Here is a 19,724-nt window from a genome sequence, read left to right as displayed (position 1 = left end):
GTGAGCCATGGCGACAGACAGAGACATCACCGCCACCATCGACGCGCTGCCCGGCCTCGACGCCAGCGCACCGCCGCTGGAGGTCAGCGACCTGCAGGTCGAGTTCCGCACCCGTAACGGCATCGCCCGCGCGGTCAACGGGGTGAGCTTCTCGTTGCAGGCTGGCGAGACCCTGGCCATCCTGGGTGAGTCCGGCTGCGGCAAGAGCGTCACCGCCCAGGCGATCATGGGCATCATCGACTCGCCGCCCGGGTTCGTCACCGGCGGCGAGATCAAGTACCGGGGCGTGGACCTGCTCAAGCTGCCCGAGTCGCAGCGGCGCAAGATCCGGGCCAACCGGATCGCGATGATCTTCCAGGACGCGCTGTCGGCGTTGAACCCGGTGTTCACCGTCGGCTTCCAGCTCTCCGAGCTGTTCCGCAAGCACCGGGGGATGTCCCGGGCCGACGGAAAGGCGCGGGCGATCGAGCTGCTCGACCTGGTGAAGATCCCGGCCGCCAAACAGCGGGTCAGCGACTTCCCGCACCAGTTCTCCGGCGGCATGCGCCAACGGGTGATGATCGCGATGGCGTTGGCTCTCGACCCCGAGGTGCTGATCGCCGACGAGCCGACCACCGCACTCGACGTCACCGTCCAGGCCCAGGTGATGGCCCTGCTCGCGGAGTTGCAGCGGGAACGCAACATGGGCCTGGTGCTGATCACCCACGACATGGGGGTGGTGGCCGACGTCGCCGACCGGATCTCGGTGATGTACGCCGGTCGGGTCGTCGAGGAGGCTCCGGTGCGGGACATCTACGCCTCGCCGGCCCACCCGTACACCAAGGCGCTGCTGGAATCGATCCCCCGGATCGACCTCAAGGGCCAGGAGCTGAACGTCATCAAGGGCCTGCCGCCCGCGTTGACGAACATCCCGGCCGGCTGCTCGTTCAACCCGCGCTGCCGGTACGCGCAGGATGTCTGCCGGGCCGACCCGGAGCCGCCCCGGTTCGCGCTGGCCCCGAGCCGGACCTCCGCCTGCCACTTCTGGAAGGAGGTCAAGGGCGATGAGTGACGTTGTCCTGGAGACCAAGGACCTGGTCAAGCACTTCCCGCTGACCCAGGGCATCCTGTTCAAGAGGCAGATCGGCGCGGTCCGCGCGGTGGACGGGATCAACCTCCAGCTGCACCGGGGCGAGACGCTCGGCATTGTCGGCGAGTCCGGGTGCGGCAAGTCCACCCTGGCCAAGCTGCTGGTCGGGTTGGAGACCCCGTCGTCCGGCTCGATCATGGTGCACGGTGCGGACATCGCCGGCCGCAGCGGCGCCGAGATGCGCCGGGCCCGGCGCAACATCCAGCTGGTGATGCAGGATCCATACACCTCGCTGAACCCGCGGATGACGGTCGGTGACCTGATCGGCGAACCGTTCGAGATCCACCCGGACGTGGCGCCGAAGAGCGACCGTGGCCGCCGCGTCCAGGAGCTGCTGGAGCTGGTCGGCCTCAACCCGGACCACATCAACCGCTACCCGCACCAGTTCTCCGGCGGGCAGCGGCAGCGGATCGGCATCGCCCGGGCGCTGGCGTTGCGTCCGGAGATCATCCTCTGCGACGAGCCGGTCTCCGCGCTGGACGTGTCGATCCAGGCTCAGGTGATCAACCTGCTGGAGCAGCTGCAGAAGGAGCTGGGGCTGTCGTACATCTTCATCGCCCACGACCTGTCGGTGGTGCGGCACATCGCGCACCGGGTCGGCGTGATGTATCTCGGCAAGATCGCGGAGATCGGCACCGAGGAGGAGATCTACGAGCAGCCGACCCACCCGTACACCCAGGCGTTGCTCTCCGCGGTCCCGCTGCCCGACCCGACGGTACGCGGCCTGCGGGACCAGATCGTGCTGGAGGGCGACGTGCCGTCACCGGCCGACCCGCCGTCCGGCTGCCGGTTCCGGACCCGCTGCTGGAAGGCGCAGGACATCTGCGCCGCCGAGGAACCGACCCTGACGGTACGGGCGACGTCGGCGCACCCCAGCGCCTGCCACTTCGCCGAGGTGCGTGACGTGGTGCACGTCTCCGAGTAGTCCCGGCCCGGCCCGCTCGTCGCCTCGCGTCACGTCGAACGCGTGGCAGAGCGGGCCGGTCGGCCGGCCGGCCCTCGATGGCCCCGGCCGGCGGGCTGCGGTGAGCGCCGGCGGGTGCTCACAGCGGGCCGCGGCCGGCCCGCAGCACCAGCAGCGCCAGCTGGGTGCCGTCGGCACCCAGCTCCGACCGGTAGCGGTCGACGATCTCGCGCTCCCGGGAGAGCACCAGCCGGGTGCCGCCCGAGGCGATCCGGACCGCGCCCACCTGCCTCGACAACTCGGCCCGTTCCTGCCAGAGCGCGATCAGCGCGTCGTCGATCTCGTTGATCCTGTTCCGGATGGCCAGGATGCGGTCGGCCGCCTCCGGCGCGTCCGTTCCGGTCTGGTGCCGACCGTCGGATCGCCCTGCCGAGCCGGTCGCGCCCGGTTGGCTCGCCTCCTCGGCGGTGCCGGCCGGTGGCGTCGCGCTGTCGTCGGCGGTGTGCGCAACGGCGTTGGTCCCCATGTCCTGCCTCCTGGATTGTCCGGCCCCGGTGGACGCGGAACCCGGAACGCGAAGTGCCCCGGGCTCTCGCGAGAGCCCGGGGCACTTGTAGGTCTGATGATCAGGCGCGACCTACGGCAGCCGGACTCCCGGAACCGTAGCTAAAGAAAAATCGTGCCTGGCGGATCACGCTACGAGTATGCCCAGGCTGGCAACGTCAGCGCAAGAATTCCGCCATCCTCTGGGAAGGTGCCCAGGGTGTGCTGGTGGCGACCCTGGGCCGGGTGACCCGAAGACGCCCCGGCGGGGCCCGGCGGCGCGGAGTTGTCGGTCGTGCGGCATAGACTCGGCCGTGCGATGCATCCACTCTTCGAAACCCCAGCGGCCCCATCCGCACCAGCCACGGACCGGGGCGGTCCGCCGGCTGAGCCCCGTGTGGCCGGCCGGGGGCCGGCTGAGCCCAATCTGGCCGGTGCCGCGCTGCTGACCGGGCTCAACGGCCCGCAACGGGAGGCGGTCACCCACGCCGGTGGCCCGCTGCTGATCGTGGCCGGCGCCGGTTCCGGCAAGACCAAGGTGCTCACCCACCGGATCGCGTACCTGCTCGCGGCCCGGCAGACCCACCCCGGTGAGGTCCTGGCGATCACCTTCACCAACAAGGCGGCCGGTGAGCTGAAGGAGCGGGTCGGCAACCTGGTCGGGCCGCGCGCCCGGATGATGTGGGTCTCCACGTTCCACTCCGCCTGTGTGCGGATCCTGCGGGCCGAGCACGAGCACGCCGGGCTGAAGTCGACGTTCTCCATCTACGACGCGGACGACTCACGGCGGCTGATGCAGCTGGTCGCCCGGGAGCTCGACCTGGACCCGAAGCGCTACCCGGCCCGGGGGCTGGCCACCCAGGTGTCGAACCTGAAGAACGAGCTGGTCGACCCGGAGACGTTCACCGACCGGGCGGCCGGCCCCAACGAGCGGGCCCTGGCCGAGGCGTACACGCTCTACCAGCGTCGGCTGCGTGAGGCGCACGCGCTCGACTTCGACGACCTGATCATGACGACGGTGCACCTGCTGCAGGCCCACCCGCACGTGGCCGGCAGCTACCGGCGGCGGTTCCGGCACGTGCTGGTCGACGAGTACCAGGACACCAACCACGCGCAGTATCAGCTGGTCAAGGAGCTGGTGGGGGACGGTTCGGACGACGTACCGCCGGGGGAGCTCTGCGTGGTCGGCGACGCGGACCAGTCGATCTACGCGTTCCGGGGCGCCACCATCCGCAACATCCTGGAGTTCGAGCGGGACTTCGCCCAGGCGAAGACGATCCTGCTGGAGCAGAACTACCGCTCCACCCAGACGATCCTGACCGCCGCCAACGCGGTGATCACCAACAACGCCGGTCGCAAGCCGAAGCGGCTGTGGAGCGACCAGGGCGACGGCGAGCCGATCGTCGGCTATGTCGCCGACACCGAGCACGCCGAGGCGGACTGGGCGGCCCGGCAGATCGACCGGTTGTGCGACGACGGCGCGGCCCGGCCGGGCGACATGGCGGTCTTCTACCGCACCAACGCGCAGTCCCGGGTCTTCGAGGAGGTGTTCATCCGGGTCGGCCTGCCGTACAAGGTGGTCGGCGGGGTGCGCTTCTACGAGCGTAAGGAGGTCCGCGACGCGCTGGCCTACCTGCGGGCGGTGGTCAACGCCGACGACACGGTGAGCATCCGGCGGGTGCTCAACACGCCGCGTCGGGGGATCGGTGACCGGGCCGAGGCGTGCGTCGAGGCGCTGGCCGCCCGCGAACGGATCTCGTTCGGTGCCGCGCTGGGGCGGGCGGCCGAGGCACCGGGGATCTCCACCCGGGCGGTGAACGCGATCGCCGACTTCGTGGCGCTGCTCGACGGGGTGCGGGAGCAGCTGGCCACCACCACACCCGAGGAGGCACTGGAGTCGGTGCTGCTGCGCTCGGGTTACCTCACCGAGCTGGAGGAGAGCCTGGATCCGCAGGACGCCGGCCGGGTGGAGAACCTGCAGGAGCTGGTCAGCGTGGCCCGCGAGTACACCGAGCGGGTCGAGGCGTCCGACGAGCCGGCGACCGTCGCCGGCTTCCTGGAGCAGGTCGCGCTGGTCGCCGACGCCGACCAGGTGCCCGACGACGACCCGGACCACCAGGGCGTGGTCACCCTGATGACCCTGCACACCGCCAAGGGCCTGGAGTTCCCGGTGGTCTTCCTGACCGGCCTGGAGGACGGCGTCTTCCCGCACCTGCGGGCTCTCGGCGACACCGGGGAGCTGGAGGAGGAGCGGCGGCTGGCGTACGTCGGGATCACCCGGGCCCGGCAACGCCTGTTCCTGTCCCGGTCGGTGACCCGGGCCGCGTGGGGGCAGCCGGCGTACAACCCGCCGTCACGGTTCCTCTCCGAGTTGCCGGCCGAGCTGGTCCGCTGGGAGCGGACCGAGGCGGCGTACACCTCCTGGTCGGGCACCGGGGGCGGGGTCGGTGGCCGGTCGGCCGCCGCGGACCGGTCACCGGTTGCCCGGGGTGGCGGCTTCGCCGGCGGTACGCCGAAAGCCGCCCGCCTCGCCCAGCGGCTCGGGGTGGACCCGAGCCGGCTGAGCACCGCCAGTGAGCTGCCCACCGCGCCCAAGCTGACGGTGGGGGAGCGGGTCAACCACCAGCGGTACGGGCTGGGCCGGGTGCTGGCGGTGGAGGGGCACGGGCCAGGCGCCAGGGCGCAGGTCGACTTCGGCGACCAGAGGATGTGGCTGGTGCTGCGGCACGCGCCGATCGAGAAGATCTGACCGCGGCGCGTGCCGCAGCGGTCAGCAGCCCAGGTCGACGCCGCGTTCGCGCATCGACGGGGCCGGGTCCACCTGGCTCCACAGCCCGCCGACGTGCACCTCGAAGTGCAGGTGCGGGCCGGTGGAGTCGCCGGTGGAGCCCTCCGCACCGATGGTGTCCCCGGGGGCCACCCGGTCGCCGACCGAGACGCTGGTCGCGGAGAGGTGCGCGTAGTGGGTGAGCACACCGCCGCCGTGGTCGATCACTACCGAGATGCCGTAGCCGGTGTACGCCCAGCCGGCGACCTGCACCGTCCCGGCGCCGGCGGCGAGCACCGGGGTGCCGGCCGGCAGGGCCAGGTCGATTCCGGCGTGCAGCACGCCCCAGCGCTGGCCGTAGCAGGAGGTGATCTGGGCGCCGGGCATCGGGGTGACCCAGTCGGCCGTGCTGGCCGCTGTACTCGGCTGCGCCGCCGCCGTGGTCGTGGCCGCCGAGTCACCGTCGTCGCTGCCGCCGTCGTCGGTCTGCCTCGCGGCGTCGTCGGCCGACCTCGCGGTCTCGTCGTCGGTCCCGGCCGGCGCGGCGTCGTCGGCTGCTGCGGTCGGGTCCGCCGGTTGACCGGTCTGCTCGGCGCGGCTGGTGCTGCTGTCGGTGGGCGCCGGGCCGAAGCCGGTCTCGTCCCCGCCGCTGTCCGGGGTGGCTGTCGGCTGACGGGTGCTCCGGTCGGCGCGTCCCGCCGCGTCGGCCCGGTCGGCGAGAGCCGAGGTGGTCGCCGGGTCGGTCGCGGTGGGGTCGGGGGCGGAGTTGAGTGCGGTGGCTGCGCCGCCGATCCCGAGGGCTGCGACGGCCAGCACAGTGAGGGCGGCGGTACGGGTCCGGCGGCTGAACTCCGCCACCTGGGCGTGCCTGCCGGGCGGAACCAGCCGGTGCAGCCCTGGTGACCGACGTCGGGTCGAGGGCTCGCTGCCCTCCGTGGGCTCGCTGCGCTCCGTGGGCTCAGGGTGCGACACGGGGGTGACCTCCGTGGTTAAGGGGGGCACGGACCCGGAAATGGTGGTGTGCCAGGCACAGAGGGTGGGTACCGGGTAGCCGGAGAAGCCGACGCGCACCGCCCGGAGGCCGGACTTTCGTGACTCTCCGTGGTCAGATGGGGGATTTGCTGGCCGGGCCGATAGTGGTGCGGGTCACAAGATCCAATGTGACGTAGGACATATTCTCGCTGCTGGAGGCGACCGGACTGCACAAAAAACCGCTCAGACCGTACGGTCTGAGCGGTTTTGGTTAGTCACTTAGTGTCAGGGCTCGACAATACCGCCGTAGATCGCCTCGACCTGCAGTTTGAGGTCCACTCCCTTGCCCCGCAGCCAGGTGATCGGGTCCTGCGGCTCCGAGTCCACGTGTACTTCGAGGTGCAGGTGGGCACCGTAGGAGTGGCCGGTGTTGCCGACGTCGCCGAGCAGGTCACCGGCTTCCACCCGCTGACCGGCGGTGACCCGCAACCGGGACGCGTGGCCGTAGACGGCCTCGGTCCCGTCGTCGTGCTTGACGATCACGCAGTAGCCGTAGCCGCCGTTCCAGCCGGCGAGGGTGACCGTGCCGGCGTGGATCGAGTGGAACGGGGTGCCCTCGGCGGCGGCCAGGTCGACGCCGGCGTGCAGCTTCCCCCAGCGCATGCCGTACGGGGAGGTGAAGGTGTAGCCGCGCAGCGGCAGCATCCAGACGTCCGGAGCGGCCTGGGTCATCGAGGTGGCCGGCGTCCGGTCGGCGTCCCGGGAGGCGCGCTCGGCGTCCTCGGCTCGCTCGCTGATCTGGCTGTCCAGGTCGAGGGCCTGGTCGTCGATCTCCAGGGCCTGGTCGCTCAGCGCGACGCTGTTCTCCAGGTCGGCCAGGGCCGACGGGCTGAGTGTCTTGGCGTCGGGCATCGCGCTGGCCCCGAGGGCGACGACACCCGCACCGACGACGGCGGTGGTCATGACCGCCGCGTAGCGGCTACGGGGTGGAGTCGGTACGCGGCGACGACCCCGATATCGGTCGGGCTCTGACGACAGGCGCTGGCGCACGCACACCCTCCATCGGCGGGTAGTTCGGCGGCGGTGCGAGCACCCCGGACCCTCGTTGCGGAACCTGGGATTAACGCTCGTTGGCCGGGTTGGTTCTGGCCGGAGCCAGAGGACAACCGTGGACACGGTAGCCAACCCCTAGGGCCGCCACAACCCGACTCGCGAAAAACTGTTGACGATCTGCGACCGTCCGTTGTGTATTGCCCGATTTCGTAACCTTTTATCGGGCCACTCGTTGGTAACTGCTGGTTACATTGAGCAATACTTATCGTGCGTTCAGTCAGGGTGGATCGGGGTTGCGGCTCTGGGTCGGCCGGGCTGCCGCCGATGTGCCGAGGTTGGTTAACCTTCGTTAAGGACAGACCGGTCGGCAGGAGGCGCGCAGCGATGGAGACTCGGATCCGGGTGGTGGTGGCCAAGCCTGGTCTCGACGGCCACGACCGCGGCGTCAAAGTGGTGGCCAGGGCGTTGCGGGACGCCGGCATCGAAGTCATCTACACCGGTCTGCACCAGACACCGGAGCAGATCGTCGAGACCGCCATCCAGGAGGATGCCGACGGCATCGGGCTCTCCGTGCTGTCCGGCGCGCACCTCACGCTGTTCCGCCGAGTGCTCGACCTGCTGCGCCAGCGGGGTGCGGACGACATCGTGGTCTTCGGCGGAGGCATCGTCCCCGACGAGGACATCGCGGAACTCAGTGCGCTCGGCGTGGCCAGGATCTTCACTCCCGGGGCGAGCACCACCGACATCGTCGAATGGGTCCGCGGCAGCATCCCCGCCCAGTGAAGCGGCGGCATCCCGGCCCAGTGAAAAGGTGAGACGGCCCACTGAAAAGGGTGAGAGGCCGGACGCACCCCTCACACGTCCGGCCTCTCCATGCACGATGCCCCGCCGCCACCCCTCGACCGACAGGGCATCGGCCGCTTTCCGTCGGCCCCGCGCTGCGTTTCCGACACCTCACTCAACGACACCTGTCACCGGGGGTTACGTCGCCGGCGCACCTTATTTCAGGGAGCCGGGCCGGTGGTCGGGACCAGCTCGCCGTACGGCTGCATGGGCGGCTCGCCGGATGTGTGCAGTTGCGCACACCGTCCGCCCGCCTACTGGCGTCCCGGGGCCGGGTGGTTAGGCTGCGCCAATGGCCGGTCACCGCTCGTGACCGGGAAATCATCTGATTCTGCACGCTGGCGGCGGCGCGACGGCGCGCCGCGGAGACGGAACGGGACGCGCAAACGTGGACCTGTACGAGTACCAGGGGCGCGAGCTGTTCGAGCGACACGGGTTGCCCGTGCTCGCCGGCGGCGTCGCCACCACCCCGGAAGAGGCCCGCGCGATCGCCGAGCGCCTCGGCGGCCGTGTCGTGGTCAAGGCCCAGGTCAAGGTCGGTGGTCGAGGTAAGGCCGGCGGCGTGAAGCTGGCCGAGGACGTCGACGAGGCGGTCGGTCACGCCACCAACATCCTCGGTATGGACATCAAGGGGCACACCGTCGGCAAGGTGATGCTGACGGTGACTGCCGACATCGCCGACGAGTACTACCTGTCGTACCTGCTGGACCGGGCCAACCGCACCTTCCTCTGCATCGCCAGTGTCGCGGGCGGGATGGACATCGAGCAGGTCGCCGCCGAGACCCCGGAGCGGGTGGCGAAGATCGCCATCGACGCCAACGTCGGGGTGGACGAGGCCAAGGCCGCCGAGATCGTCACCGCCGCAGGCTTCCCGGCCGAGCTCACCGACCAGCTCACCGACATCGCGGTCCGCCTCTGGCAGGCGTTCATCGCCGAGGACACCACCCTGGTCGAGGTGAACCCGTTGGCCCGGACCCCCGAGGGCCGGGTGCTCTGCCTCGACGCCAAGGTCACCCTGGACGAGAACGCCGGTTTCCGGCACCCCGACCACGAGGCGATGGTCGACCAGTCCGCGGTCGACCCGCTGGAGCAGCGGGCCAAGGAGAAGGACCTCAACTACGTCAAGCTCGACGGCTCGGTCGGCATCATCGGCAACGGGGCCGGCCTGGTCATGTCCACCCTCGACGTGGTGGCGTACGCCGGCGAGGCGCACGGCGGCGTCAAACCGGCCAACTTCCTCGACATCGGTGGTGGCGCCAGCGCGGCGGTGATGGCCAACGGGCTGGAGATCGTGCTCTCCGACCCGGACGTGCGGACCGTGTTCGTCAACGTCTTCGGCGGGATCACCGCCTGCGACGAGGTGGCCAACGGCGTAGTCCAGGCGCTGGCCCTGCTCGAACAGCGCGGTGAGACGGTGACCAAGCCGCTCGTCGTCCGGCTGGACGGCAACAACGCCGAGGCGGGCCGGGCGATCCTCGACTCGGCCGCCAACCCCCTCGTCGAGCGGGTCGACACCATGGACGGAGCGGCCGAGCGGGCCGCGCAGCTCGCCGCAGCGGCGTCCGGCCGCCCGGAAGGACAGTGATCGAGATGGCGATCTGGCTGACCAAGGACTCCAAGGTCATCGTGCAGGGCATGACCGGTTCTGAGGGCTCCAAGCACACCCGGCGGATGCTCGCCGCCGGCACCACCGTCGTCGGCGGGGTCAACCCGCGCAAGGCCGGACAGCAGGTCGAGTTCGGCGACACCCGGCTGCCGGTGTTCGCCAACGTCGGCGAGGCGATGAAGGAGACCGGGGCCGACGTCACGGTCATCTTCGTCCCGCCGGCGTTCTGCAAGGCGGCGGTGATCGAGGCGATCGACGCCGAGATCCCGCTCGCCGTGGTGATCACCGAAGGCATCCCGGTGCACGACTCGACCGCCTTCTGGGCGCACAACACAGCCAAGGGCGGCAAGACCCGGATCATCGGTCCGAACTGTCCGGGGATCGCCTCCCCAGGGGCCTCCAACGCCGGCATCATCCCGGCGGACATCACCCCGGCCGGCCGGATCGGCCTGGTCAGCAAGAGCGGCACGCTGACCTACCAGCTGATGTACGAGCTGCGCGACATCGGCTTCTCCACCTGCGTCGGCATCGGCGGTGACCCGGTCATCGGCACCACCCACATCGACGCGCTGGCCGCCTTCCAGGAGGACCCGGAGACCGACGCGATCGTGATGATCGGCGAGATCGGCGGCGACGCCGAGGAGCGGGCCGCGGAGTTCATCAAGGCGAACGTGACCAAGCCGGTGGTCGGCTACATCGCCGGGTTCACCGCCCCGCCCGGCAAGACGATGGGCCACGCCGGTGCGATCATCTCCGGCTCGGCGGGCACCGCCGATGCCAAGAAGGTCGCGCTGGAGGCGGCCGGAGTCAAGGTCGGCCGTACGCCGAGCGAGACCGCCCGGCTGATGCGCCAGGTGATCACCGGCGGCTGACCGGCCACAACCGACACGGGCCGTCGACCGGGAGACCGGTCGGCGGCCGTCGTCGTGTGGTCAGCCGATCGGGTAGTTCCCGGTGGCCCAGAAGCTGGCGTTGGCGATGATGTTCAGCACGCTCAGCACGATCGCCACCCAGCCGAGCACCGGGGACTTACGGAAGCGGTTGGCGTCGCGGATCGACAGTGCGCCGAAGACGATGCCGAGGATGCCGCAGCAGAGCAGGCCGATCACGATGCCGAGCACACCCCACAGGGTGCTGCGGTCGCTGCCGGCTGATGCTGCGGCCGGTGGATACTGGGTCATCGGCAGGGTCCCCCGTCAACTCGACGACCGCCGTCGTCGACGGCGCGGTCCAGCACCGAGCGTACGGCCAAATGACCGGAATGTCGGCGGGTTCGGCAGGTGACCGGCCAGGCTACGGCGATATTGCCGCCGGATCAGTGCGCCCACGTGCCAAAGTAGGCACGATGGCAGCCCACCCCCCGGATCCGCCGCGACCGCCGGACGGTACCGCGTCGGTCGACGCCGTTCGGCACCCCGGCCCCGGCCGTGCCCCCGGTGCCGCCCGCCGTGGCCGGGCCCCGCTGGTCGTCGCGGCCTCGGTGACCACCCTGTGGGCCGCCGTGGTGTCGTACCTGCCGGTCGCGGTGGTGATGTGGCTGATCCGACTCGCCGAAGGCGACTCGTCGGTCCTCGGCGCGGCCCGGATCGGTCTGGCCGCCTGGCTGCTCGGGCACGGCGTACCGCTGGACACGCCGACCGGTCCGCTCGGCCTGCCGCCGCTGCTGCTCAGCGCGCTCGCCGCCTGGCGGATCTACCGGGCCGGGGTGCACACCACCCGGGCGGTCGGTGCCCGGCGCAGCGGATCCGCCGTACGGGCGCTCGTCGTCGCATTGGCCGTCGCGACCGCGTACGGCGCGCTGGGCGCCGCCGCCGCGCAGATCGCCAGCAGCGCTACCACGGCGGTCGAACCGCTGCGGGCCGGGACCACGCTGGCGGTGTTCGGCGCGGCCGGCGCGTTGATCGGAGCCGGCCAGACCACCGGTACGCTGCGCCGACTGGCGGCGCGCTGCCCCGACCTGCTCCGGCACGCGGCGCGGGCCGGGCTGGTCGCCGCGCTGCTGGTGCTCGGCGCCGGTGCCGCCGTGGCCGGGCTGTCCGTGGCGATCAGCGGTGGGGACGCCGCCGACACCATCGGGGTGTACCGGGCCGGGGTGGCCGGGCAGGCCGGGATCACGCTGCTCAGCATCGCGTACGCACCGAACGCCACCATCTGGGCGACCGCCTACCTACTGGGGCCGGGCTTCGCGCTGGGATCCGACACGGCGGTACGGACCACCGAGGTCACCCTCGGCAGCCTGCCGGCGGTGCCACTGTTCGCCGGGCTGCCCAACGGCCCGGCCGGCGGGCTCAGCGCGGCGCTGCTCGCCCTGCCGGTACTGGCCGGGATGACCACCGGTTGGGTGCTGGCCCGCCGCTGGCCGACGGCGACCGACCGGGGCGCTGCCCGGCTGCCCGGCTGGCCGGTGCTGATCGGTGCCGCCCTGATCGGCGGGCCGGTGGCCGGTCTGCTGTTGGGCGGTGCGGCGGCCGTGTCCGGCGGTCCGCTCGGTGCCGGACGGCTCGCCGACGTCGGCCCGGTCGCCTGGCAGGTGGCGGCCATGTCGAGCGTGGTGCTCGCGGTCGGGGCGGTGGTCGGCGCGGCGGCGGCGTGGGCGGTGGCGGCACCCCCGGCGGACCGGTCCGGCTCGCGTCCGGGACGGTCCGGCAACAGAACAGGGCGCCCCGGATCATCCGGGACGCCCTGATCGGCCGCGTCGCAGCGCCGACTCAGACGCTGCCGAACCCGCCGCCGAAGTCCATCAGAATGCCGAGGATCGAGTTCGCGATGCCGAGCACCACCCCGATCGCGCCACAGATCAGCCCGGCCATCGCCTGCCCACGGTTGTCCGCCAGCCCCTGGTCGGCCTTGTTCTTGCCGAGGAAGCCGAGCACCGCGCCGGCGATCCCGGCCGGGATGCCGAGCAGCGGGCAGCACAGGGCCAGCACCAGCGAGGTGATGCCGACGATCATGCCGATCAGGCCCAGGTTGTTGTTCTTCTGCTGGCCCGGCATGCCGTAGCCGCCGGCAGGGTACGGCTGGCCCGGCACCGGCTGTTGAGCGTACGGGTCACCGTAGGGCTGCATCGGCGGCTGCTGCGGGTACGGCTGCCCCGGCGGCTGCTGGCCGTACGGGTCCGAGTAGGGCTGCCCCGAGGACGGCGGCTGCTGGCCGTACGGGTCCGAGTAGGGCTGCCCCGACGACGGCGGCTGCTGGCCGTACGGGTCGGACGGTGGCGACGAGGTCGGGTCCTGGGGCTGCTGGGGCTGCTGGCCGTACGGATCTTGGCCTGGGTAGCCGGGCTGCACAGAGAGCTCCTTCATGACGACGACGCTCAGGGCGGTCGGAAGTCGTGTTTGCCCGAGCGTCGGGCAGCGTATCTGGTCAGCGCAAATCCTGTCGCCCGTCGCGCCGGGCGGGACCTGGAAGGGCGTCGTCGGCGGCCGGGTAGGGTGCTCGGGTGACCTCGTCCCCGGCCAGACTCGTGGTGCTCGTCTCCGGCTCCGGCACCAACCTGCAGGCGCTGCTCGACGCCACCGAGGACCCCACGTACGGCGCGGTCGTCGTCGCGGTCGGCGCGGACCGGGACGGGATTGCCGGGCTGGACCGGGCCAGGGCCGCCGGGGTGCCCACCTTCGTGGCCCGGGTCGCCGACCACGCCAGCCGCGCGGACTGGGACGCCGCACTGACCGCCGAGGTCGCCGCGTACCAGCCGGACCTGATCGTCTCGGCCGGCTTCCTGAAGCTGGTCGGCGCCCGGTTCCTCGCCGCCTTCGGGGACCGCTACGTCAACACCCACAACTCGTTGCTGCCCGCGTTCCCCGGCATGAACGGCCCGCGGGACGCCCTCGCCTACGGGGTCAAGCTGGCCGGTGCCACGCTCTTCTTCGTCGACGCCGGCGTCGACACCGGACCGATCGTCGCGCAGGTCGCGGTCCCGGTCGAGCCGGACGACGACGAGGCCAGCCTGACCGAGCGGATCAAGGAAGCGGAGCGGGCGCAGCTCGTCGAGTACGTCGGCCGGCTGGTCCGGCACGGCTGGACCATCTCGCATCGAAAGGTCACCATCCGATGAACCCGAGCACCGACGGCCGCCGTCCGCTGCACCGGGCGTTGATCAGCGTCTACGACAAGACCGGCCTGGTCGAGCTGGCCACCATGCTGCACGCCGCCGGGGTGGAGATCGTCTCCACCGGGTCGACCGCGACCACCATCGCCGCCGCAGGCGTGCCGGTGGTCCGGGTGGAGGACGTGACCGGCTTTCCGGAATGCCTGGACGGCCGGGTCAAGACGCTGCACCCGCACATCCACGCCGGGCTGCTGGCCGACCTGCGCTCCGCCGACCACACCACGCAGCTGGCCGAGCTCGGCGTCGCCCCGTTCAACCTGCTGGTGTCCAACCTGTACCCGTTCCAGCAGACGGTGGCCTCCGGTGCCGACCTGGACGGCTGCGTCGAGCAGATCGACATCGGCGGCCCGGCGATGGTGCGGGCGGCGGCGAAGAACCACGCCAGCGTCGCGGTGGTCACCTCGGTGTCGGCGTACCCGCTGATCGAGCAGGCCCTCGCCGACGGTGGTTTCACCCTGCGGCAGCGACGCGCCCTCGCCGCCCGCGCCTTCGCCGACATCGCCGAGTACGACGTCGCGGTCGCCGACTGGTGCGCCCGGACCCTGGTCGGCGCGGACACCGACCAGCCGGCGACCGGTGGCGCCGGTGGGACGGTGGACTGGCCGGAGTTCGCCGGCACCGCGCTGCGCCGGGCCGCCGTGCTGCGCTACGGCGAGAACCCGCACCAGCGGGCGGCCCTCTACCTGGACCCGGCGGCACCGGCCGGGCTGGCCCAGGCCGAGCAGCTGCACGGCAAGGAGATGTCGTACAACAACTACGTCGACTCCGACGCCGCCTGGCGGGCGGCGAACGACTTCACCGCCCCGGCGGTGGCGATCATAAAGCACGCCAACCCGTGCGGCATCGCGGTCGGTGTCGACGTCGCCGAGGCACACCGCAAGGCGCACGCCTGCGACCCGGTCTCCGCGTACGGCGGGGTGATCGCGGTCAACCGGGCGGTCACCGTCGAGCTGGCCAACCAGATCGCGGAGATCTTCACCGAGGTGGTGGTGGCCCCCGGGTTCGACCCGGCCGCGGTCGAGGTGCTGGCCCGGAAGAAGAACCTGCGGCTGCTGCTCGCCCCGGCGTGGCAGCCGGCGGACGTCGAATGGCGGCAGGTCACCGGCGGCCGGCTGGCGCAGACCGCCGACCGGATCGACGCCGCCGGCGACGATCCGGCGAGCTGGCGGCTGGCCACCGGTGAGCCGGCCGACGCCGACCTGCTGGCCGACCTGGGCTTCGCCTGGCGGGCGGTACGCGCGGTGAAGAGCAACGCGATCCTGCTGGCCCGCGACGGTGCCACCGTCGGGGTCGGCATGGGCCAGGTCAACCGGGTCGACGCCGCCGAGTTGGCGGTACGCCGGGCCGGCGCCGGCCGGGCCGCCGGCGCGGTGGCCGCCTCCGACGCGTTCTTCCCGTTTCCGGACGGGCTGCAGGTGCTGATCGACGCCGGGGTACGCGCGGTGGTACAGCCCGGTGGTTCGATCCGGGACGACGAGGCGATCGCGGCGGCGAACGCCGCCGGGGTCGCCATGTACCTGACCGGCACCCGGCACTTCTTCCACTGACCGGCCGGCCGTCGTCGTGTCGCCGCAGCAGCGCGTCGAGGAGCGGATCGTCGGGGCCGACTGGGCGCTCGACGAGTTCGACCGGGTGCACTTCGACCGCTGTGAGCTCGTCGACGTCGACCTGACCGAGGCGGTGCTGACCGGCTGCGTCTTCACCAACTGCGTACTGGCGAGCGTGCGGGCCAACGCGGCCCGGCTGACCCACTGCGCGCTGCTGCACTGCGTGATCCGGCGGTCGTCGTTGTTCGACGCGACCTTCGCCGACTGCAAGCTGACCGGCACCCAGTTCCTCGACTGCACGCTGCGTCCGCTGCACGTCGACGGCGGGGACTGGGGGTTCGTGCTGCTGCGCGGCCAGGACCTGACCGGGACGAAACTGTCCGGGCTGCGGCTACGGGAGGCCGACCTGACCGAGGCGGACCTGAGCCGGGTGGATCTTTCCGGGGCCGACCTCGGCTATGCCCGGCTGACCGGCGCGAAGCTGCGCGGCGCGGACCTGCGTGGCGCGGATCGACCTGGCCCAGGCGGTGCAGGTCGCGGCGGCGTACGGCGCCGACGTACGGCCCTGACCGGCTGGGCCGCGCGGCCCTGACCGGCTGGTCCGCACGAGGTGCCAACCAGGGCGGATCGGGCGACGTGAGACGATCGGTGACGTGACGGCGACAATTCTGGACGGCAAGGCGGCGGCTTCCGCCATCAAGGACAATCTTCGTGCCCGGGTCAAGGCGCTCGCGGAGCAGTCGGTGGTGCCCGGTCTCGGCACCGTGCTGGTCGGTGAGGATCCCGGCTCCCAGGCGTACGTCAACGGCAAGCACCGCGACTGCGCCGAGGTCGGCATCGCCTCGATCCGCCGGGACCTGCCGGCCGACGCGACCCAGGAGCAGGTGGAGGCGGTGGTCGCCGAGCTGAACGCCGATCCGGCCTGCCACGGCTACATCGTGCAGCTGCCGATGCCGGCGCAGATCGACACCCAGCGGGTGCTGGAGCGGGTCGATCCGGACAAGGACGCCGACGGGCTGCACCCGGTGAACCTGGGCCGGCTGGTGCTCGGCTTCGACGCGCCGGTCGCCTGCACCCCGCGCGGCATCGTCGACCTGCTGCGCCGCAACGAGATCCGGATCCGGGGCGCGGAGGTGGTGGTGATCGGCCGGGGCACCACCGTCGGCCGGCCGCTGGGTCTGCTGCTGACCCGGCGCAGTGAGAACGCCACGGTGACCCTGTGCCACACCGGCACCCTGGACCTGGGTGACCACACTCGTCGGGCCGACATCGTGATCGCTGCGGCGGGCGTACCGGGACTGGTCACCGCAGAGATGATCACGCCGGGGGCGACGGTCGTGGACGTCGGTATCACCCGGGTGCTCGGCGAGAACGGCAAGGGCCAGTACACCGGTGACGTGGCACCGGACGTGGCCGAGGTGGCCGGCGCGCTGGCCCCGGTGCCCGGCGGGATCGGCCCGATGACCCGGGCCATGCTGCTGACCAACGTCGTGGAACTGGCCGAGCGGGGCCTGGCCGGCCGGTGAGCCGATCGGTGTGGCGGGCGTGAGGTGGGTCTCCGGGCGCGCCCCTTACCCGCTCCGCCGTTACCTGGCTGATACGGTCCCGTCAAATTCGCCCGGTAGCAGGGAGTGAGACGACAATGGGCAAGAAGGTCACCGTCGTCGGGGCTGGCTTCTACGGCTCGACGACCGCGCAGCGCCTGGCCGAGTACGACGTCTTCGACACCGTCGTGCTGACCGACATCATCGAGGGCAAGCCCGAGGGACTGGCCCTCGATCTCAACCAGTCGCGGCCGATCGAGGGCTTCGAGACCAAGGTCGTCGGTGCGACCACCGGGGTGGACGGCTCCGGCTACGAGGTGATCTCCGGCTCGGACGTCGTCATCGTCACCGCCGGCCTGCCGCGCAAGCCGGGGATGAGCCGGATGGACCTGCTGGAGGTCAACGCCAAGATCGTCCGCGGAGTGGCGGAGAACATCGCCCGGTACGCGCCGGACGCGGTGGTGATCGTGGTGTCCAACCCGCTCGACGAGATGACCGCGCTGGCGCAGATCGCCACCGGCTTCCCACGTAACCGGGTGCTCGGCCAGGCCGGCATGCTGGACACCGCCCGGTTCTCCCACTTCGTCGCCGAGACGCTCGCGGTACCGGTGGCGACCGTACGCACGCTGACCCTCGGCTCGCACGGTGACACCATGGTGCCGGTGCCGTCGCGGTGCACCGTCAACGGCAAGCCGCTGACCGAGCTGCTGCCGGCGGACAAGATCGAGGAGCTGGTGGTTCGTACCCGCAACGGTGGGGCGGAGGTCGTCGCCCTGCTCAAGACCGGGTCGGCGTACTACGCGCCGTCGGCGGCGGCGGCCCGGATGGCCAAGGCGGTGGCCGAGGACTCCGGTGCGGTGATGCCGGTCTGCGCCTGGGTCACCGGGGAGTACGGCATCGACGGCGTCTACCTGGGCGTGGAGGCCGAGCTCGGGGCCAACGGTGTCCGTCGGGTGGTGACCACCGACCTGACCGACACGGAGCTGGCCGCGCTGAAGGAGGCCGCCGAGGCGGTCCGGGCCAAGCAGGCGGACGTGGCCGACCTCTGAGCCGTACGGGCGTGACGATCGGGGCGGGCATCCGGGTGCCCGCCCCGACGTGTGTCGCGCCTCGTTCGGCCCGCCCGCTGCGCACCGGGTTCCGCAATCCAGTACGCTCGTACTGCTAACACGAGTTTCCGAGAGGAGCGCCGGTCGATGGCGAAGATCAAGGTAACCAACCCGGTCGTCGAGCTCGACGGCGACGAGATGACCAGGATCATCTGGAAGCAGATCCGGGAGCAGTTGATCCTGCCCTACCTCGACGTCGACCTGCACTACTACGACCTGTCGATCCAGTACCGCGACGAGACCGACGACCAGGTGACGGTGGACGCCGCGAACGCCATCAAACAGCACGGCGTCGGCGTCAAGTGCGCGACCATCACCCCGGACGAGGCCCGGGTCGAGGAGTTCGGCCTCAAGAAGATGTGGCGCTCCCCGAACGGCACCATCCGGAACATCCTCGGCGGCGTGGTGTTCCGCGAGCCGATCATCATGTCGAACGTCCCCCGGCTGGTGCCCGGCTGGACCAAGCCGATCATCATCGGCCGGCACGCGCACGGCGACCAGTACAAGGCCTCCGACTTCGTGGTGCCCGGGCCGGGCACGGTGACCATCACCTACACCCCGGCCGACGGCAGCGCCCCGGTCGAGATGGAGGTCGCCAACTTCCCCGGCGGCGGTGTCGCGATGGGGATGTACAACTTCGACGAGTCGATCCGCGACTTCGCCCGCGCCTCGCTGCGCTACGGCCTGGACCGCGGCTACCCGGTCTACCTGTCGACCAAGAACACCATCCTCAAGGCGTACGACGGCCGGTTCAAGGACATCTTCGCCGAGGTGTACGAGGCCGAGTTCGCCACCGAGTTCGCCGCCGCCGGGATCACCTACGAGCACCGGCTGATCGACGACATGGTCGCCGCCGCGCTCAAGTGGGAGGGCGGCTTCGTCTGGGCCTGCAAGAACTACGACGGTGACGTGCAGTCGGACACCGTCGCCCAGGGCTTCGGCTCGCTGGGGCTGATGACGTCGGTGCTGATGACCCCGGACGGCCGTACGGTGGAGGCGGAGGCCGCGCACGGCACGGTCACCCGGCACTACCGGCAGTGGCAGAAGGGCGAGAAGACGTCGACCAACCCGATCGCGTCGATCTTCGCCTGGACCCGGGGTCTGGCCCACCGCGGCAAGCTGGACGGCACTCCGGCGGTGACCGAGTTCGCCAACACGCTCGAGCAGGTCTGCATCGAGACCGTCGAGGCGGGCCAGATGACCAAGGACCTGGCGCTGCTGATCGACCGTAACGCTCCGTGGCTGACCACCGACGAGTTCATGGCGGCTCTCGACGGCAACCTGGCCAAGCGCCTGAGTGCCTGAGCGAGGGCTGAGCACCTGAGTTCGCGGCCGGCACCGTCACCGGTTCCTCCGGCAGATCGTTGAACAGGGTGGACGTGGTGCCAGTCGCGTCCAAGGGGATCTTCCGGTGGCGGTCGCCCTGAGCAATATGACGCTGATGGTGGATCCTCGGCTGTGAACCAGCAGCCTGCCGTCCCTTCCCTGCGGGGGGCCCTGTCCCGGGCCCCCCGCAACCATGTCGGGGCCCGGCTCGCATTCCGAATCGGATCGACCGTGCTCGGCCGCCGGTCCTTTCCGAGGTAGCCGGTAGTTATC

Annotated in this window: 18 protein-coding genes; 13 read left to right on the top strand and 5 right to left on the bottom strand. The window is 71.3% G+C overall.

Going from position 1 to position 19,724, the window contains the following annotated elements:
• Positions 1 to 7 precede the first annotated feature (7 nt).
• On the top strand, positions 8 to 1,051 hold the full coding sequence (locus EDC02_RS32560; RefSeq protein WP_123606047.1) for an ABC transporter ATP-binding protein: 1,044 nt from the start codon (positions 8 to 10) through the stop codon (positions 1,049 to 1,051).
• The gene (locus EDC02_RS32555) at positions 1,044 to 2,054 is read left to right on the top strand and encodes an ABC transporter ATP-binding protein (protein ID WP_123606046.1); all 1,011 of its coding nucleotides are present in this window, start codon (positions 1,044 to 1,046) and stop codon (positions 2,052 to 2,054) included. Before EDC02_RS32560 ends, EDC02_RS32555 begins: the two co-directional genes overlap by 8 nt.
• Positions 2,055 to 2,172: 118 nt before the next feature.
• On the opposite strand, the gene EDC02_RS32550 is transcribed toward EDC02_RS32555, so the two are convergent.
• A complete protein-coding gene (locus EDC02_RS32550) occupies positions 2,173 to 2,559 on the bottom strand; it encodes a chorismate mutase (protein ID WP_123606045.1) in 387 nt (128 codons plus the stop codon).
• A gap of 336 nt (positions 2,560 to 2,895) precedes the next feature.
• Here EDC02_RS32550 and pcrA point away from each other — a divergent pair, with 336 nt between their 5' ends.
• Positions 2,896 to 5,325 (top strand): DNA helicase PcrA, encoded by a 2,430-nt coding sequence (pcrA, locus tag EDC02_RS32545; protein ID WP_123606044.1) that lies wholly within the window; start codon positions 2,896 to 2,898, stop codon positions 5,323 to 5,325.
• A gap of 21 nt (positions 5,326 to 5,346) precedes the next feature.
• Here the strand turns inward: pcrA and EDC02_RS32540 are convergent, their stop codons facing one another.
• Complete coding sequence (locus tag EDC02_RS32540; RefSeq protein WP_233606563.1) at positions 5,347 to 6,315, bottom strand: M23 family metallopeptidase; 969 nt, start codon at positions 6,313 to 6,315, stop codon at positions 5,347 to 5,349.
• 285 nt (positions 6,316 to 6,600) lie between these two features.
• On the bottom strand, positions 6,601 to 7,365 hold the full coding sequence (locus EDC02_RS32535; protein WP_123606043.1) for a M23 family metallopeptidase: 765 nt from the start codon (positions 7,363 to 7,365) through the stop codon (positions 6,601 to 6,603).
• A gap of 387 nt (positions 7,366 to 7,752) precedes the next feature.
• On the opposite strand from EDC02_RS32535, the gene EDC02_RS32530 reads away from it, so the two are divergent.
• From EDC02_RS32530 to sucD, 3 genes are all read left to right on the top strand, one after another.
• Positions 7,753 to 8,151 (top strand): cobalamin B12-binding domain-containing protein, encoded by a 399-nt coding sequence (locus tag EDC02_RS32530; protein ID WP_123606042.1) that lies wholly within the window; start codon positions 7,753 to 7,755, stop codon positions 8,149 to 8,151.
• A gap of 448 nt (positions 8,152 to 8,599) precedes the next feature.
• Positions 8,600 to 9,796 carry an ADP-forming succinate--CoA ligase subunit beta gene (sucC, locus tag EDC02_RS32525; protein ID WP_123606041.1) on the top strand — a complete coding sequence of 399 codons (1,197 nt, stop codon included), beginning with the start codon at positions 8,600 to 8,602 and terminating at the stop codon, positions 9,794 to 9,796.
• Between the two features lie 5 nt (positions 9,797 to 9,801).
• Positions 9,802 to 10,689 (top strand): succinate--CoA ligase subunit alpha, encoded by an 888-nt coding sequence (gene sucD, locus EDC02_RS32520; RefSeq protein WP_123607322.1) that lies wholly within the window; start codon positions 9,802 to 9,804, stop codon positions 10,687 to 10,689.
• Between the two features lie 60 nt (positions 10,690 to 10,749).
• Here the strand turns inward: sucD and EDC02_RS32515 are convergent, their stop codons facing one another.
• Positions 10,750 to 10,998, bottom strand: coding sequence for a hypothetical protein (locus tag EDC02_RS32515; protein WP_123606040.1), 249 nt, complete (start codon positions 10,996 to 10,998; stop codon positions 10,750 to 10,752).
• Between the two features lie 164 nt (positions 10,999 to 11,162).
• Between EDC02_RS32515 and EDC02_RS32510 the strand changes: the two genes are divergently transcribed.
• Positions 11,163 to 12,503, top strand: coding sequence for a DUF6350 family protein (locus EDC02_RS32510; RefSeq protein ID WP_233606562.1), 1,341 nt, complete (start codon positions 11,163 to 11,165; stop codon positions 12,501 to 12,503).
• A gap of 22 nt (positions 12,504 to 12,525) precedes the next feature.
• On the opposite strand, the gene EDC02_RS32505 is transcribed toward EDC02_RS32510, so the two are convergent.
• Positions 12,526 to 13,119, bottom strand: coding sequence for a DUF4190 domain-containing protein (locus EDC02_RS32505; RefSeq protein ID WP_123606039.1), 594 nt, complete (start codon positions 13,117 to 13,119; stop codon positions 12,526 to 12,528).
• A gap of 137 nt (positions 13,120 to 13,256) precedes the next feature.
• On the opposite strand from EDC02_RS32505, the gene purN reads away from it, so the two are divergent.
• The 6 genes from purN (at position 13,257) to EDC02_RS32475 (ending at position 19,430) form a co-directional block, all read left to right on the top strand.
• Entirely contained in the window at positions 13,257 to 13,871 is a 615-nt protein-coding gene (gene purN, locus EDC02_RS32500) for a phosphoribosylglycinamide formyltransferase (RefSeq protein ID WP_123606038.1), read from the top strand.
• A complete protein-coding gene (gene purH, locus EDC02_RS32495) occupies positions 13,868 to 15,472 on the top strand; it encodes a bifunctional phosphoribosylaminoimidazolecarboxamide formyltransferase/IMP cyclohydrolase (RefSeq protein ID WP_123606037.1) in 1,605 nt (534 codons plus the stop codon). Before purN ends, purH begins: the two co-directional genes overlap by 4 nt.
• A gap of 16 nt (positions 15,473 to 15,488) precedes the next feature.
• The gene (locus EDC02_RS32490; RefSeq protein WP_233606561.1) at positions 15,489 to 16,064 is read left to right on the top strand and encodes a pentapeptide repeat-containing protein; all 576 of its coding nucleotides are present in this window, start codon (positions 15,489 to 15,491) and stop codon (positions 16,062 to 16,064) included.
• Positions 16,065 to 16,125: 61 nt separating this feature from the next.
• The gene (locus EDC02_RS32485) at positions 16,126 to 16,998 is read left to right on the top strand and encodes a bifunctional methylenetetrahydrofolate dehydrogenase/methenyltetrahydrofolate cyclohydrolase (RefSeq protein WP_123606036.1); all 873 of its coding nucleotides are present in this window, start codon (positions 16,126 to 16,128) and stop codon (positions 16,996 to 16,998) included.
• Positions 16,999 to 17,114: 116 nt separating this feature from the next.
• Entirely contained in the window at positions 17,115 to 18,065 is a 951-nt protein-coding gene (gene mdh, locus EDC02_RS32480; protein WP_123606035.1) for a malate dehydrogenase, read from the top strand.
• A gap of 147 nt (positions 18,066 to 18,212) precedes the next feature.
• Positions 18,213 to 19,430, top strand: coding sequence for an NADP-dependent isocitrate dehydrogenase (locus tag EDC02_RS32475; protein ID WP_123606034.1), 1,218 nt, complete (start codon positions 18,213 to 18,215; stop codon positions 19,428 to 19,430).
• Positions 19,431 to 19,724: the final 294 nt, after the last annotated feature.

The sequence above is a fragment of the Micromonospora sp. Llam0 genome (assembly GCF_003751085.1).
In the GTDB taxonomy this organism is placed as follows: Bacteria; Actinomycetota; Actinomycetes; order Mycobacteriales; family Micromonosporaceae; genus Micromonospora_E.
The sequence above is the reverse complement of the archived record's forward strand: the minus strand, read 5'-3'. Positions and strand labels throughout refer to the sequence as shown.

Excerpts from the sequence above, each read along its gene's own strand:
- EDC02_RS32510 (WP_233606562.1), top strand. The coding sequence starts at position 11,163 with ATGGCAGCCCACCCCCCGGATCCGCCGCGACCGCCGGACGGTACCGCG.
- mdh (WP_123606035.1), top strand. The coding sequence starts at position 17,115 with ATGGGCAAGAAGGTCACCGTCGTCGGGGCTGGCTTCTACGGCTCGACG.
- EDC02_RS32555 (WP_123606046.1), top strand. The coding sequence starts at position 1,044 with ATGAGTGACGTTGTCCTGGAGACCAAGGACCTGGTCAAGCACTTCCCG.
- EDC02_RS32560 (WP_123606047.1), top strand. The coding sequence starts at position 8 with ATGGCGACAGACAGAGACATCACCGCCACCATCGACGCGCTGCCCGGC.
- sucD (WP_123607322.1), top strand. The coding sequence starts at position 9,802 with ATGGCGATCTGGCTGACCAAGGACTCCAAGGTCATCGTGCAGGGCATG.
- EDC02_RS32515 (WP_123606040.1), bottom strand. The coding sequence starts at position 10,998 with ATGACCCAGTATCCACCGGCCGCAGCATCAGCCGGCAGCGACCGCAGC.
- EDC02_RS32475 (WP_123606034.1), top strand. The coding sequence starts at position 18,213 with ATGGCGAAGATCAAGGTAACCAACCCGGTCGTCGAGCTCGACGGCGAC.
- pcrA (WP_123606044.1), top strand. The coding sequence starts at position 2,896 with ATGCATCCACTCTTCGAAACCCCAGCGGCCCCATCCGCACCAGCCACG.
- EDC02_RS32505 (WP_123606039.1), bottom strand. The coding sequence starts at position 13,119 with ATGAAGGAGCTCTCTGTGCAGCCCGGCTACCCAGGCCAAGATCCGTAC.
- EDC02_RS32550 (WP_123606045.1), bottom strand. The coding sequence starts at position 2,559 with ATGGGGACCAACGCCGTTGCGCACACCGCCGACGACAGCGCGACGCCA.
- purH (WP_123606037.1), top strand. The coding sequence starts at position 13,868 with ATGAACCCGAGCACCGACGGCCGCCGTCCGCTGCACCGGGCGTTGATC.
- EDC02_RS32530 (WP_123606042.1), top strand. The coding sequence starts at position 7,753 with ATGGAGACTCGGATCCGGGTGGTGGTGGCCAAGCCTGGTCTCGACGGC.